The 14,797-nt window shown below is 58.5% G+C and carries 12 protein-coding genes; 10 read left to right on the forward strand and 2 right to left on the reverse strand.

The window, feature by feature from the left end:
* Positions 1-284 precede the first annotated feature (284 nt).
* Together ACP7B0_RS10530 and ACP7B0_RS10535 are read right to left on the reverse strand one after the other, a co-directional pair.
* Positions 285-1,532 (reverse strand): HlyC/CorC family transporter, encoded by a 1,248-nt coding sequence (locus ACP7B0_RS10530; protein WP_426141233.1) that lies wholly within the window; start codon positions 1,530-1,532, stop codon positions 285-287.
* A 14-nt stretch (positions 1,533-1,546) separates the two neighbouring features.
* The gene (locus ACP7B0_RS10535; protein ID WP_426141235.1) at positions 1,547-2,359 is read right to left on the reverse strand and encodes a cytochrome C assembly family protein; all 813 of its coding nucleotides are present in this window, start codon (positions 2,357-2,359) and stop codon (positions 1,547-1,549) included.
* Positions 2,360-2,560: 201 nt separating this feature from the next.
* Between ACP7B0_RS10535 and ffh the strand changes: the two genes are divergently transcribed.
* From ffh to ACP7B0_RS10585, 10 genes are all read left to right on the forward strand, one after another.
* The gene (gene ffh, locus ACP7B0_RS10540) at positions 2,561-3,937 is read left to right on the forward strand and encodes a signal recognition particle protein (protein ID WP_426141236.1); all 1,377 of its coding nucleotides are present in this window, start codon (positions 2,561-2,563) and stop codon (positions 3,935-3,937) included.
* A 249-nt stretch (positions 3,938-4,186) separates the two neighbouring features.
* Complete coding sequence (rpsP, locus tag ACP7B0_RS10545; protein ID WP_426141237.1) at positions 4,187-4,444, forward strand: 30S ribosomal protein S16; 258 nt, start codon at positions 4,187-4,189, stop codon at positions 4,442-4,444.
* 5 nt (positions 4,445-4,449) lie between these two features.
* Positions 4,450-4,986: a ribosome maturation factor RimM gene (gene rimM / locus ACP7B0_RS10550; RefSeq protein WP_426141238.1), complete on the forward strand. Its 537-nt coding sequence runs from the start codon at positions 4,450-4,452 to the stop codon at positions 4,984-4,986.
* Between the two features lie 5 nt (positions 4,987-4,991).
* Positions 4,992-5,744, forward strand: a complete 753-nt coding sequence (trmD, locus tag ACP7B0_RS10555) for a tRNA (guanosine(37)-N1)-methyltransferase TrmD (RefSeq protein WP_426141239.1) — start codon at positions 4,992-4,994, stop codon at positions 5,742-5,744.
* A gap of 43 nt (positions 5,745-5,787) precedes the next feature.
* Positions 5,788-6,138, forward strand: coding sequence for a 50S ribosomal protein L19 (rplS, locus tag ACP7B0_RS10560; RefSeq protein WP_020289544.1), 351 nt, complete (start codon positions 5,788-5,790; stop codon positions 6,136-6,138).
* A 111-nt stretch (positions 6,139-6,249) separates the two neighbouring features.
* On the forward strand, positions 6,250-7,146 hold the full coding sequence (xerD, locus tag ACP7B0_RS10565; RefSeq protein ID WP_426141240.1) for a site-specific tyrosine recombinase XerD: 897 nt from the start codon (positions 6,250-6,252) through the stop codon (positions 7,144-7,146).
* A 151-nt stretch (positions 7,147-7,297) separates the two neighbouring features.
* Positions 7,298-8,038 (forward strand): thioredoxin fold domain-containing protein, encoded by a 741-nt coding sequence (locus tag ACP7B0_RS10570; RefSeq protein ID WP_426141241.1) that lies wholly within the window; start codon positions 7,298-7,300, stop codon positions 8,036-8,038.
* Between the two features lie 137 nt (positions 8,039-8,175).
* A complete protein-coding gene (locus ACP7B0_RS10575; protein ID WP_426141242.1) occupies positions 8,176-9,480 on the forward strand; it encodes a homoserine dehydrogenase in 1,305 nt (434 codons plus the stop codon).
* A gap of 105 nt (positions 9,481-9,585) precedes the next feature.
* Entirely contained in the window at positions 9,586-10,995 is a 1,410-nt protein-coding gene (gene thrC / locus ACP7B0_RS10580) for a threonine synthase (protein WP_426141243.1), read from the forward strand.
* Between the two features lie 175 nt (positions 10,996-11,170).
* Positions 11,171-14,740, forward strand: a complete 3,570-nt coding sequence (locus tag ACP7B0_RS10585; RefSeq protein WP_426141554.1) for an ATP-binding protein — start codon at positions 11,171-11,173, stop codon at positions 14,738-14,740.
* The last annotated feature ends 57 nt before the right edge of the window (positions 14,741-14,797 follow it).

Genomic DNA, 14,797 nt, shown 5'->3' on the forward strand with positions numbered 1-14,797 from the left:
CAGTCATCTTGCCTGTCGATCATCGCTTGGGTCGGCGATAGGCGGCGGCAAACATTCGTTATTGTGGGTGCAGCGCTGATCAGGTTAGCCCGGATGTGGGCAAGAGGCGTGGCAATGCCCAAGGGGTGGAGGCAATACCAGAGGAGTGCGAAACATTTCAGGCTGAAGGACTGGCGGATCACGCCGGGTGCGGGTAGCACGCGGATCCGCGAGGCTGGATAAGCGGCTCGATTATAGAAACGCCTTTGCGTGCAGGACAAGCAGGTTCTGCACGCGCCCGGGCATTAATTGACGGCGCGGGTTGTGGAGTTTTGCCACATCAGCACGCGGGTCACGCGATTGTCTTCGGTCTGCAGGATTTCCAGGCGATACGGCCCTATTTTCAGGCAGACCGAGCTTTCCGGGATGGTTTCCAGCGCCTCGGTCACCAGACCGTTCAGCGTCTTGGGGCCATCGGACGGCAGATGCCAGCCCAGACTCCGGTTCAGGTCGCGAATCGACGCGGCGCCATCCACCACCAGGCGACCATCGGCCTGAGGATGAATGTGTGGATTGTCCAGGGTCTGCTCGTTCTCGAACTCGCCAACGATCTCTTCGAGGATGTCTTCAAGGCTGACGATGCCCAGCACTTCGCCGTATTCATCCACCACCACGCCCAGGCGACGCTGCTGTTTATGAAAGTTCAGCAGTTGCAGTTGCAAAGGGGTGCTTTCCGGCACGAAGTACGGCTCATAGCAGGCGGCCAGCAGTTGTTCCTTGGTCAGCTCGGCTTTAGGCAGCAGGTGGCTGATCTGGCGCGTATTCAGGACGCCCTGAACCTGATTGATATCGTTGTGATACACCGGCAGGCGGGTATGACGGGAAATAATCAGGCGTTCAATGATGTGTTCGATGGAGTCATCCAGATTGACCCCGTCAACATCGCTGCGCGGCACCAGAATGTCGTTGACGGTGATGCTGTCCAGCGCGTGGATCCCGGACAGCACCGGCGAACGGCCCGGATGGTGTTCGTGAACGCCTTCCTGATGGGGGCTCGTCAAAGCGTCGAAGTCGTCTTCGCGCTGAGGCGTAGGCTTGTTGCGGGTGCCCAGGGGCAGCAGGAGCACTGTCACGATGGAGCTGAATAACCATGCCAGCGGCCAGATGATTTTCATCGGGATACGCAGCATGCCGTTGGCCATTTGTACAATCGCCAGTGGATACCGTGCAGCCAATCGACGGGGGATGTACTCGCCGAATACCAGTAACAGGGCGGTGACGGCAAGCCAGGCAATAGTCGGCCCGTTGTAATACCAGAAGTGCATGGACAGCAGCGTGGCGATCACTACGGTCAGGGTTTTGACCAGTGTGTTGGTCAGGATCAGGCTGTCCAGTTCGAATCCGAGCCTGGGCTTGACCGGATCGGTCTGACGCGTGCCGAGTCGCAACGCCTTGACGCGGTGACAGGCGGCCTCGATGGCGGTAAACAGGGCTGACCAGAGGATCAGCAGTGCCAACACACCAAGCAGTGGGCCAGTGGGCAAGTTATCCATTAATTCAGTGGCCGTCAGATATGCAGAATGAATTCACGTACCAGCTTGCTGCCGAAATACGCCAGCATCAGCAGGCAAAAGCCGCCCAGAGTCCATCGAATTGCCTTGTGTCCACGCCAGCCCAGACGATTGCGGCCCCACAGCAGAACACTGAAGACGATCCAGGCCAGACACGCCAGTAGCGTCTTGTGCACCAGGTGTTGGGCAAACAGGTTTTCAACGAACAGCCAGCCGGAAATCAGCGAAAGCGATAACAGCGACCAGCCCGCCCACAAGAAGCCGAACAGCAGGCTTTCCATGGTCTGAAGTGGCGGGAAGTTCTTGATCAGGCCGGAAGGGTGCTTGTGCTTGAGGTGATAATCCTGAACGAGCAGCAGCAGCGCCTGAAACATCGCGATGGTGAACATGCCGTAGGCCATGATCGACAGCAGGATATGGCTGAGAATCCCCGGCTCTTCGTCGATAGGCTGCACGGTGCCGACCGGCGCGAACTGCGCAAGCAGTACCGTGGTCAGTCCCATCGGGAACAGCAGCATCAGCAGGTTTTCTACCGGAATGCGCAGGGTGGCGACCAGCGTCAGGGCGATCACGGCGACGGCAATCAGGCTGGCGGCGCTGAAAAAGTCCAGGCCAAGCCCGATAGGTCGCACCAACTGGGAAAAAAGCCCGATGGCATGCGCAATGACCGCAAGGGTGCCGAGCAGGCAAAGCAGCCGTTTGTCGGCCTTGGTGCCCTGGCTCAGGCGAAGGCCCTGATAGATGGTCGCAGCGGCATAAAGGCAGGCGGCGGCGAGGCTGGGTAGCAGGCTGGGTGGCAAAGGGAACATAAATCCTGACGGGCGGGCCTGAAAGGCGCTGAGTTTCGCATAGAACCCACAACTCACGAAAGACCACAGAAGCAGACTCGGGGCGGAGTCTTCGCTATAATCCGCGACCTGCTCAAGCCGCAGGCTCGCCGAGCGCCATTTTCTTCAATACGGGCCGGGCCGCATCAACCGGGGTTCGACGAGAGCCTGAAAGGATCGCGCATGTTTGAAAACCTTACCGACCGCCTCTCGCAGACGCTGCGCCACGTAACTGGCAAGGCCAAGCTGACCGAGGACAACATCAAAGACACCCTGCGCGAAGTGCGCATGGCTTTGCTCGAAGCCGACGTCGCCTTGTCGGTGGTCAAAGACTTCGTCAACAAGGTCAAGGAACGCGCTGTCGGCACCGAAGTGTCGCGCAGCCTGACGCCGGGCCAGGCGTTCGTGAAAATTGTCCAGGCCGAGCTGGAAGACATGATGGGGGCGGCCAATGAAGAGCTCAGCCTTGCCGTCACGCCTCCCGCCGTGATCCTGATGGCAGGTTTGCAAGGGGCGGGTAAAACCACCACCGCAGGCAAACTGGCCAGGTTCCTCAAGGAACGCAAGAAGAAAACCGTCATGGTGGTCTCGGTGGACGTGTATCGTCCCGCAGCCATCAAGCAGCTGGAAACCCTGGCCAACGATATCGGCGTGACGTTCTTCCCGTCCGACATCAGCCAGAAGCCGGTGGACATCGCTCAGGCGGCCATTAAGGAAGCCAAGCTGAAGTTCATTGATGTCGTGATCGTCGACACCGCCGGTCGTCTGCACGTCGATGTCGAGATGATGGGCGAGATTCAGGCGTTGCACGCTGCGGTCAAGCCGGCAGAAACGCTGTTCGTGGTCGATGCCATGACCGGCCAGGACGCTGCCAACACGGCCAAGGCTTTCGGCGATGCGTTGCCGTTGACTGGCGTGATCCTGACCAAGGTCGACGGTGATGCTCGTGGTGGCGCTGCGCTATCGGTTCGGGCAATCACCGGCAAGCCGATCAAGTTCATCGGCATGGGCGAGAAGAGCGACGCGCTCGAGCCGTTCCACCCTGATCGCATTGCTTCGCGAATCCTGGGCATGGGTGATGTGCTCAGCCTCATCGAGCAGGCCGAACAGACCCTCGACAAGGACAAGGCCGACAAGCTGGCCAAGAAGCTGAAAAAAGGCAAGGGCTTTGATCTCGAAGACTTCCGCGATCAGCTGCAACAAATGAAGAACATGGGTGGCCTGGGTGGCCTCATGGACAAACTGCCGAGCATCGGCGGGGTAAACCTTGCGCAAATGGGCAATGCCCAGGGCGCGGCAGAAAAACAGTTCAAGCAGATGGAAGCCATCATCAACTCGATGACCCCGGCCGAACGTCGCGATCCGGAACTGATCAGCGGCTCGCGCAAGCGTCGCATCGCCATGGGGTCGGGTACGCAGGTTCAGGACATCGGGCGTCTGATAAAGCAGCACAAGCAGATGCAGAAGATGATGAAGAAGTTCTCCGCAAAAGGCGGAATGGCCAAAATGATGCGCGGCATGGGCGGAATGTTGCCCGGCGGCGGCATGCCAAAGATGTGATTACGTCGCGCGCAAGTTCGTTTGCGCGCCACCTCGCTGAGGGGTGACCCTCAGCAAAACACCCGCTTTGCGGGTGTACACCGGCCGTCAAAACTGGCGGCTCCATAGCAAATCTTGATGGCATGCCGATAGGCGCCGGAAAAAGACATTTGCAAAAGTCCGGATATTCCTTAGAATATGCGGCCTTTCGGGCACCTATGCCCGCTGTGCATCTTAGATTTGCAGCACCGACTACAGGAACGATGTTCAATGCTAACCATCCGTCTTGCCCTTGGCGGCTCCAAAAAGCGCCCGTTTTACCACCTCACCGTGACCGATAGCCGCAATGCGCGCGATGGTTCACACAAAGAGCAGATTGGCTTCTTCAACCCGGTTGCCCGTGGTCAGGAAGTTCGTTTGTCCGTGAACGAAGAGCGTCTGGCCTACTGGCTGAGCGTGGGTGCACAAACATCCGAGCGCGTTGCTTCGCTGTTGAAAGAACAAGCCAAGACCAAGGTCGCGGCCTGAGCAATATGAACGCGGCGCCAACGACTGCCGACGATTTGATCGTCATTGGCAAGATCTACTCGGTTCATGGCGTTCGCGGCGAAGTGAAGGTCTTTTCCTTTACTGATCCGATTGGAAACCTGTTGGATTACAAAACCTGGACGCTTCGGCGCGAAGGCAGCGTTAAACAGGTAGAGCTGGTCAGCGGACGCTTGCAAAACAAGTTCCTGGTCGCAAAGCTCAAAGGTCTCGATGATCGTGAAGAAGCCCGTCTTCTCTCCGGTTACGAAATCTGCGTGCCGCGCAGCCTGTTCCCTGATCTGACCGACGGCGAGTACTACTGGTACCAGCTGGAAGGTTTGAAGGTTATCGATACTCTTGGGCAATTGTTCGGGAAAATCGACCACCTTCTTGAAACCGGCTCGAATGATGTAATGGTGGTCAAGCCCTGCGCAGGCAGCCTGGATGATCGCGAACGCCTGTTGCCCTATACAGAGCAATGCGTGTTGGCAATCGACCTGAATGCCGGCGAGATGAAGGTGGATTGGGATGCGGACTTCTAGACGCCATGGCTAGCCTGCGTATAGAAGTGATCAGTCTGTTCCCCGAGATGTTTTCCGCCATCAGCGACTACGGCATAACCAGCCGTGCGGTGAAAAAAGGGCTGTTGCAGCTCACTTGTTGGAATCCGCGGGACTACACCACGGATCGGCATCACACTGTGGATGATCGCCCGTTTGGCGGCGGTCCCGGCATGGTGATGAAGATCAAGCCCCTTGAAGATGCTCTGGTTCACGCCAGGCAAGCGGCAGGGGAAGCGGCGAAGGTAATTTACCTGTCGCCACAAGGCCGCCAACTGAATCAGTCTGCTGTTCGCGAACTGGCACGGGAGGAAGCGATTATCCTCATCGCCGGTCGTTATGAAGGCATTGACGAGCGTTTTATTGAAGCTCATGTCGATGAAGAGTGGTCGATTGGTGACTATGTACTGTCTGGTGGCGAGCTGCCAGCGATGGTGCTGATCGACGCGGTTACACGACTGCTGCCTGGAGCTTTAGGGCATGCGGACTCTGCGGAGGAAGATTCCTTCACGGATGGTCTGCTGGATTGCCCGCATTACACCCGACCGGAGGTGTATGTGGATCAGCGTGTTCCCGACGTGTTGCTAAGTGGCAATCACGCACATATCCGGCGTTGGCGTTTACAGCAGTCCCTTGGGCGGACCTACGAACGACGCGCCGATCTTCTGGAAAGCCGCTCGCTTTCTGGAGAAGAGAAGAAGCTGCTGGCGGAATACATCCGCGAGCGGGACGATAGTTAACGTATCGATGGTCGATCCAGATGGATCACCTTAGGAGCACAGCATGACTAACAAAATCATTCTTGCACTCGAAGCAGAGCAGATGACCAAAGAGATCCCTACCTTTGCCCCGGGCGACACTGTTGTCGTTCAGGTGAAAGTGAAGGAAGGCGACCGTGCGCGTCTGCAGGCGTTCGAGGGCGTAGTAATTGCCAAGCGTAACCGTGGCGTGAACAGTGCTTTCACTGTTCGTAAAATCTCCAACGGTGTTGGCGTTGAGCGTACTTTCCAGACTTACAGCCCGCAAATCGACAGCCTGGCTGTGAAACGTCGCGGTGACGTTCGCAAAGCCAAACTGTACTACCTGCGTGACCTGTCCGGTAAAGCAGCGCGCATCAAGGAAAAACTGGCTTAAGTCAGTCATCCGATGCAAAAAAAGCAGCCTTCGGGCTGCTTTTTTGTGTCCGCAACTTTATTGTCCGTCTTTAACCAGCGGTTTCGCGAAACAGCCTAAGTACCCATTACTATGTCCGCCATCGACCATCCGCTGATCGACCGTTTCCTCGATGCCCTGTGGCTGGAGAAAGGCCTTTCGGACAATACCCGCGACGCCTATCGCAGCGATCTGGCTCTGTTCAACGGCTGGCTTGAGGAGCGAGGCGTGGACCTGATCAGTGTCGGGCGTGACGCGATCCTCGATCATCTGTCCTGGCGTGTAGACCAGGCCTACAAGCCACGCTCGACGGCGCGCTTTCTGTCGGGGGCGCGGGGTTTTTACCGTTATCTGCTGCGCGAGAAGCTGATTTTCATTGACCCGACGCTGCAGGTCGATATGCCGCAGTTGGGCAGGCCTCTACCCAAATCGCTGTCGGAAGCCGATGTCGAAGCCTTGCTGGCGGCCCCTGATCTGAGCGAAGCCATTGGCCAGCGAGACCGGGCCATGCTCGAAGTCCTGTACGCATGCGGGCTTCGCGTCACCGAATTGATCAGCCTCACGCTGGAGCAGGTCAACCTGCGCCAGGGCGTGTTGCGAGTCATGGGCAAGGGCAGCAAGGAGCGGCTGGTGCCCATGGGTGAAGAGGCTATCGTCTGGATCGAGCGTTACATGCGGGGGGCGCGTGATGAGCTGCTGGCCGGGCGGCCCAGCGATGTGTTGTTCCCCAGCTTGCGGGGCGAGCAGATGACCCGTCAAACGTTCTGGCACCGGATCAAGCACCAGGCCGCTGTTGCAGGCATCGGCAAATCACTGTCGCCCCATACGCTGCGTCATGCGTTCGCCACGCATTTGCTCAACCACGGTGCAGACTTGCGGGTCGTACAAATGCTGTTGGGCCACAGTGACCTGTCCACCACGCAGATTTACACCCATGTTGCCCGTGCCCGCCTGCAGGACATGCACGCCAAACATCACCCGCGGGGCTGAAGGCATTAAATATCCGAAAAATGCCCGATGCAGGGTGTCAGTCCGGGTCGGTGTTAGAGGGCTTATGTGATAGGCTTTGGCGGTTTCGCAAATGGACGCTGACGTCTGCATTTTTCAAGTCTCCCATTTGCCCACCGCCCGAGGAGTTTTCATGCGCGTGTCCCCCCTTTTCGCCGCCGCAGTCATTGCGCTGGCCAGTACCTTCAGTCTGTTCGCTCAGGCTGATGCTCCCGCCGAACAAGCCATTCGCAAGACCCTGGATTCGCTCAACCTGGAGTTGCCGGTGGAAAGCATCGCCACCAGCCCCATGAACGGTCTCTACGAGGTCAAGCTCAAGGGTGGCCGCGTGCTGTATGCCAGCGCTGACGGGCAGTTCGTCATGCAGGGTTACCTGTTTCAGATTCAGGACGGCAAACCCGTCAACCTGACGGAAAAAACCGAGCGTCTGGCCATCGCCAAAACCATCAACGGCATCCCGACCGCTGAAATGGTGGTTTACCCGGCGATTGGCGAAACCAAATCCCACATCACCGTGTTCACCGACACCACATGCCCCTATTGCCACAAACTGCACGCTGAAGTGCCGCAGTTGAACAAAATGGGCATCGAAGTGCGTTACGTGGCTTTCCCGCGCCAGGGCCTGGGTTCTGCCGGTGACGAGCAACTGCAGGCGGTCTGGTGCTCCAAGGACCGCAAGGGCGCCATGGACCGCATGGTGGATGGCAAAGACATCAAGGCGCCCAAATGCGCCAACCCTGTGACCAAGCAATTCGAAATGGGCCAGTCGATCGGTGTCAACGGCACACCGGCCATCGTCCTGGCTGACGGTCAACTGATCCCGGGTTACCAGCCTGCGGCGCAAGTGGCCAAACTGGCGCTCAGCGCCGAATAATCTGCGTCATCAAGGTTTCCTTGACGGCCTTGGGGCGGCGGATGTCGATGTTGCCCCCTTAAATAGAGAGTTGCATGGCAACGTGCGACTGTTTTCCACGGCCAGTCTCGAGTTGGCCGTTTTACGGGGAGTTCATAGTGAAACCGGTCAAAGTAGGCATCTGTGGGCTAGGTACTGTCGGTGGCGGTACCTTCAACGTACTTCAACGTAACGCCGAGGAAATTGCCCGTCGCGCCGGGCGTGGAATCGAAGTGGCACACATTGCCATGCGTACGCCGAACCCCAACTGCCAGATCACCGGTACCCCGACCACCCCGGATGTTTTCGAGGTGGCGACCAACCCTGAAATCGATATCGTCATAGAACTGATCGGCGGCTACACCATTGCCCGCGATCTGGTCCTCAAAGCCATTGAAAACGGCAAGCACGTTGTCACTGCCAACAAGGCGCTGATTGCCGTGCACGGTAACGAGATTTTCGCCAAGGCGCGCGAGAAGGGCGTCATCGTCGCATTCGAAGCTGCGGTGGCGGGCGGTATTCCGGTGATCAAGGCGATCCGTGAAGGTCTGTCGGCGAACCGTATCAACTGGGTGGCCGGGATCATCAACGGTACGGGCAACTTTATCCTCACTGAAATGCGTGAGAAAGGTCGTACGTTCCCGGACGTGCTGGCCGAAGCTCAGGCCCTGGGTTATGCCGAAGCCGATCCGACCTTCGACGTCGAGGGCATCGATGCCGCGCACAAGCTGACGATTCTGGCTTCCATTGCGTTCGGCATCCCTTTGCAGTTCGACAAGGCCTACACCGAAGGCATTACCCGGCTGACCACCGCTGACGTGAATTATGCCGAAGCGCTGGGTTATCGCATCAAGCACCTGGGTGTAGCGCGCAGTACCGAAGCGGGCATCGAGTTGCGCGTTCATCCGACGCTGATTCCGGCTGACCGCCTGATCGCTAACGTCAACGGTGTGATGAACGCCGTGATGGTGAACGGCGATGCGGCCGGTTCGACCCTGTTCTATGGCGCGGGTGCGGGCATGGAGCCTACCGCTTCGTCGGTCATCGCTGACCTGGTGGACGTCGTGCGCGCCATGACTTCCGATCCAGAGAACCGCGTGCCGCACCTGGCGTTCCAGCCGGACTCGCTGTCCGCCCATCCGATCCTGCCCATCGAAGCCTGCGAAAGCGCGTACTACTTGCGCATCCAGGCCAAGGATCATCCGGGCGTGCTGGCCCAGGTGGCGAGCATTCTGTCGGAGCGCGGCATTAACATCGAATCGATCATGCAGAAGGAAGTCGAAGAGCATGACGGCCTGGTGCCGATGATTCTGTTGACCCATCGCGTGGTTGAACAGCGCATGAATGACGCAATCCATGCGCTGGAAGCGTTGCAGGATGTGGTAGGGCCGGTTGTCCGGATCCGAGTCGAACATCTCAATTAACATCAGTTGCAAGCCGTCGGCCGCACGCTGCAAGTCAGAAGCACAATGCTTCAGACTTGCGGCTTGAAGCCTGAGGCTTTCAGCTCAAACCGAAGGTTTGATTCCATGCGTTACATCAGTACCCGCGGCCAAGCGCCCGCCCTGAATTTCGAAGACGTGCTGCTCACTGGTCTGGCCAGCGATGGCGGCCTCTATGTGCCGGAAAACCTGCCGCGCTTCACTCAGGAAGAAATCGCTTCCTGGGCCGGCCTGCCTTATCACGAGCTGGCCTTCCGGGTGATGCGCCCATTCGTGACCGGCAGCATTCCGGATGCCGATTTCAAGAAGATTCTCGAAGAAACCTACGGCGTATTTGCCCACAGTGCCGTGGCGCCCCTGCGCCAGCTGAACGGCAATGAGTGGGTGTTGGAGCTGTTTCACGGCCCGACCCTGGCATTCAAGGACTTTGCCCTGCAACTGCTGGGTCGTCTGCTGGATTACGTGCTGGCCAAGCGCGGCGAGCGTGTCGTGATCCTGGGCGCGACCTCCGGCGATACCGGTTCTGCGGCCATCGAAGGCTGCCGTCGTTGCGACAACGTCGACATCTTCATTCTGCACCCCAACAATCGGGTTTCGGACGTTCAGCGTCGGCAGATGACCACGATCTTCGGCGACAACATCCATAACATCGCTGTCGAAGGCAACTTCGACGACTGCCAGGAAATGGTCAAGAACAGCTTCGCTGATCAGGCTTTTCTCAAGGGCACTCGTCTGGTAGCCGTCAACTCGATCAACTGGGCGCGGATCATGGCCCAGATCGTCTACTACTTCCATGCGGCGCTGCAACTGGGTGGCCCGGCGCGTTCCGTGTCGTTCTCGGTGCCGACCGGTAACTTCGGCGACATCTTCGCCGGTTATCTGGCCCGCAACATGGGGCTGCCGATCAATCAACTGATCGTCGCCACCAACCGCAACGACATCCTGCACCGCTTCATGAGCGGCAACCAGTACGTCAAGGAAACCCTGCACGCCACGCTGTCGCCTTCAATGGACATCATGGTGTCGTCGAACTTCGAGCGTCTGCTGTTCGACATGCACGGTCGCAACGGCGCCGCCATCGCCGGCCTGATGAATACGTTCAAGCAGGGCGGCGGCTTCAGCGTCGAAGAAGAGCGCTGGACCGAGACCCGCAAGCTTTTCGATTCGTTGGCCGTGAGCGACGAGCAGACCTGCGAAACCATCGCCGAAGTCTTTGCGCAAACCGGTGAGTTGCTGGACCCGCATACCGCCATCGGCGTCAAGGCAGCGCGTGCCTGTCGTCGCAGCCTGGACACGCCGATGGTGATCCTTGGCACGGCTCATCCGGTCAAGTTTCCCGAGGCAGTGGAGAAAGCCGGTGTAGGAAAAGCGCTTGAGCTACCTACACATTTGTCTGATTTATTCGAGCGCGACGAACGCTGCACCGTACTGCCCAATGACCTCAAAGCCATACAGGCCTTCGTCAGCCAGCATGGCAATCGCGGTAAACCGTTGTAACGGTATCGTTGTGTAACAACTTTAGGCCCGCCACCCGGCGGGCCTTCTCATTTCCGCATGCCAAACTTCAGGGGTTGAAAATCTTGCGGATGAGTCAGGTTTAGTGAAAGAAACAAACGTTGGAAGTGCTTTCAGAGCACATGGAAGAGCACCGAACAGGCGGATCGGGTATGCGCTGCCCTTGTTGCTGGTATCGCTGCTATTGAGCCATTGGGTCTACGCCGCTCAGAGCCTGCCGTTCAATCTGGTCGCTCCCTTTGTGGCGCTTGAGCCTCTGCCGCTTGATGCTCAGGATCGCCAGTGGCTGACGCAGCACAAAAAATTGCGTGTCGGTATTTCCATTGCCGACTATGAACCCATCGACATCACCAGTGACCACAACCGTTACCAGGGGATCAGCGCGGATTACCTGAGCCTGATCGGCAGCAAGCTCGAAACACCGATCGAAGTCGTGGGTTTTGCAAAACGGGATGAGGCCGTGACGGCGCTGCGCAATGGCACGATTGACATCCTGACCAGCGCCAACGGCTATGAGCGCGGTCTAAGCGGACTGGCTTTTTCGAGTGATTACATGCCCGACCGCTCGCTGGTCATCGGACGCGGTTCCGACACGGAGCTGCCCGCCGATCTGGCCGGACGCAAAATCGTATTGCTCGATGGCTATGCAGACGACCACGTGGTGCACACGGTGTATCCCGACAGCGAGGTCATTCTGGCCCCGAATCTGTTCAGTGCCCTGGAAGCGTTGAGCCACGGTGAGGCTGACGCGTTCATTGGCAACGAAGTGATCGTGCGCTCCTACATCGCGTTGCACCCGTACATGAACTTTCAGATCAAGTCCGAGAGCGCGCTTCCTCCCGTTGGGTTTGCCTTTGCCGTTCGTGACACGCAGACGCGGCTGCTGGCGATGATCGACAAGGCGCTGCTCAGCCTCGGCCCCGGTCTGAGCCGTGAAATTCTTGGCCGATGGACACTGGGCATAGGGTCCGATATCAACAGTCAGCGGATAACCCTGAGCAGTGCCGAAAGAAACTGGATTCGCAAACACCCCAGTGTCACGGTGGCCACCAGTCAGCATCCACCCTATATCTACAAAGACGCTAACGGCCAATGGGTCGGTTTGAATGTCGACATTCTGGCAAGACTCTCGCGGCTGACCGGCCTGCAGTTCGAGCATAAGGAAGTGTCTTCAACCCAGGCGACCTTGAAGCTGCTCCAAAGCGCTCAAGCCGATATGAATACCACCCTCGCGGAGAATAACGAGCGCAGAAAAATCCTCGACTTTACCTATGCCTTCGGTGGGAACAACTGGGTATTTGTCGTGCGGGCAGACGGCGAACCGCCCGCGTCCCTGCAGGATCTGGTCGGTCGTACGCTCGCATTGCCTGCGCGGCATGCGCTTGAGGAAGTGGTGCGCCGCGAGTACCCCGGCATCAAGGTGCGCCCGGCATCGAACTACGAAGAGGCGCGCCAGTGGGTGATCAGTGGGCAGGCCGACGCCACCATTCAGAATGAAGCGGGCGCTTATCTGCACCTGCCTGACGAGCTCAAGGTAGGACGCAGCGTGGATGGCCGTTGGTCGCCGGACCGCTTTTCGGTGATCAAGACCCAACCTGAATTGCTGAGCATTCTGAACAAGGCCCTTGAAGAGTTTCCGGTGCCCGAAATGCGCGCCATTCGCTTGAAATGGCTCGGTGCGATGGTCCCCCAACCGTCAATCTGGAATCGTGTTCCCGGCTGGGTTTACTGGGTTCTGGTCCTTGCGCTGGTGATTGGCATGGTGTCGCTGATCTGGAACGGCCGTCTCAAGATTCAGATCAATCAACGCCAAAAGGCGGAAGAGGCGCTCAACGATCAACTGGCGTTCAAGCACGCGCTGCTTAACGGCATCCCTCACCCGATTTACGTCCGGGACATGATGGGCCGGCTGGTCTCCTGCAACCGCAGCTATGAAGAAAGCTTCGGCATCAGCTTTGAGCAGATGAACGGTCGGCGCCTGATCGATGTTGACGTGATCCCCAGGGAAAGTGCGGCACAACTGCATGCCGATTACCTGAAACTGCTGGAAACCCGCGAACCGGTTTTCGTTGACCGCAGCCTGCAGCTCTTTGGCAAGCAGATTGATGCCCGGCAATGGACCGTGCCGTTTTTTCGGGCGGACGGGCAGCTCCAGGGGCTATTGGGTGGGTGGATCGACATTACCGATCGCAAGCAGCTGGAATGCCAGTTGCAGGAAGCCCGGCAGGAGGCTGACCGGGCCAGCGAAGCCAAGAGTGCGTTTTTGGCCAGCATGAGTCATGAGATTCGCACGCCCATGGGCGCAATCATCGGCATGCTGGAACTGGAACGCGAGACAGCGATTCGTGCTGGACAGGAGCCCTCCCAGGGCATTGAAGTCGCCTATCGATCGGCGAAGGAGCTGGTGGAACTGATTGGCGAGAGTCTTGATCTGGCAAAGATCGAGGCCGGCAGCCTGCAATTGAACCTGACCGGCGTGCCTTTGCGGTCATTCATGGAAGGCGTCATGCAGCTCTTCGAGAGCCAGGCCAGCGAAAAAGGATTGAACCTGCGACTGGATTTCGCTGATCGGGCTGACGGCATCTATCAACTGGACCCGCTGCGCCTGCGGCAGATTGTGCAGAACCTGCTTGTCAATGCGTTGAAGTTCACGGATCACGGGACCGTGGTTCTGAGCATTGATGCGACGGCCGTTGATGCCGAGTCGACGCAGATTCGGATCAGCGTCAAGGACTCGGGCGTGGGCATCAGCCCCGAACAACAAGCGGCGCTGTTTCAGCCGTTTGTCCAGGCCAGTGCAAACACTGCCGGCACTCATGGCGGAACGGGGCTGGGGCTGAGCATCTGCAAGCAACTGGTTGAGTTGATGGGCGGAACAATCCGGTTGCGCAGCGATTCGGCGGCGGGGGCGGGTGGAGGTACTGAGGTCATCGCCGAGGTGCCGGCCTTGCGGAGCAGCGAGGCAGCGGACGCATCGGGCTCGACCGGTATCCGCCCGCCCGCAGAACGCAGCTTGCGTCTGCTGGTGGTCGATGACCTGTCGGCCAATCGTCTGGTGCTGACTCAACAACTTGAGCTTCTCGGTCATCAGGTCGTGGCGGTCGACGACGCTGCGTCAGCGCTGAGGCTCTGGGGCGAGCAAGCGTTTGATGGGGTCATAACGGACTGCAACATGCCCGGCATGACGGGCTATCAACTGGCTGAGGCGATTCGGTCGCTGGAGGACAAGGCGCAGCGCCGCCGTTGCCCGATCATTGGTTGTACCGCCAATGCCCTTGTGGGGGAGGACAAGCGCTGCATCGCGGCGGGAATGGATTCGGTCATCGTCAAACCCGTTTCGCTTGAAGGGCTGGCCCAGGTTCTGGACAGGCTTGCGCCGCCCTCGACCTTCGACATGGATGCCCTGCGCCGCCTGACTCAGGCCAATGAAGAACAGATGCAGCGCATGCTTGCCGAACTCTGGAGAAATCTGGCGCAAGAACACGCAGCCATGCAGCGCGCGGTAGAAGAACGTGACCGGGACATGTTGATCGCTGCCACGCACCGACTGAAGGGCGCTGCGTGCCTTGTTGATGCTGTCGAAATGGCCAAGGCGTGCGCGGCCTTTGATGCCAGTCTGCGCGTTGAGTCCGACGCGGCCTTTGTTGACGACTGGCCGATCCTTCAACGGTCGATGGTCAGGTTGAAAGCCGGGATTTTCGCCGAACTGGACCCGCCTCCGTTTTAAGACTTGTCCTATAGGGGCCGAACAGGCGGATGGTTAAAGTACAGGTATCCGGCCAGC

Source organism: Pseudomonas sp. DWP3-1-2 (assembly GCF_049896285.1).
Classification (GTDB): domain Bacteria; phylum Pseudomonadota; class Gammaproteobacteria; order Pseudomonadales; family Pseudomonadaceae; genus Aquipseudomonas.

Coding starts and splice junctions, on each gene's coding strand:
- xerD (WP_426141240.1), top strand. CDS start 6,250: ATGTCCGCCATCGACCATCCGCTGATCGACCGTTTCCTCGATGCCCTG.
- ACP7B0_RS10530 (WP_426141233.1), bottom strand. CDS start 1,532: ATGGATAACTTGCCCACTGGCCCACTGCTTGGTGTGTTGGCACTGCTG.
- rplS (WP_020289544.1), top strand. CDS start 5,788: ATGACTAACAAAATCATTCTTGCACTCGAAGCAGAGCAGATGACCAAA.
- ACP7B0_RS10535 (WP_426141235.1), bottom strand. CDS start 2,359: ATGTTCCCTTTGCCACCCAGCCTGCTACCCAGCCTCGCCGCCGCCTGC.
- ACP7B0_RS10570 (WP_426141241.1), top strand. CDS start 7,298: ATGCGCGTGTCCCCCCTTTTCGCCGCCGCAGTCATTGCGCTGGCCAGT.
- ffh (WP_426141236.1), top strand. CDS start 2,561: ATGTTTGAAAACCTTACCGACCGCCTCTCGCAGACGCTGCGCCACGTA.
- rpsP (WP_426141237.1), top strand. CDS start 4,187: ATGCTAACCATCCGTCTTGCCCTTGGCGGCTCCAAAAAGCGCCCGTTT.
- thrC (WP_426141243.1), top strand. CDS start 9,586: ATGCGTTACATCAGTACCCGCGGCCAAGCGCCCGCCCTGAATTTCGAA.
- trmD (WP_426141239.1), top strand. CDS start 4,992: ATGGCTAGCCTGCGTATAGAAGTGATCAGTCTGTTCCCCGAGATGTTT.
- rimM (WP_426141238.1), top strand. CDS start 4,450: ATGAACGCGGCGCCAACGACTGCCGACGATTTGATCGTCATTGGCAAG.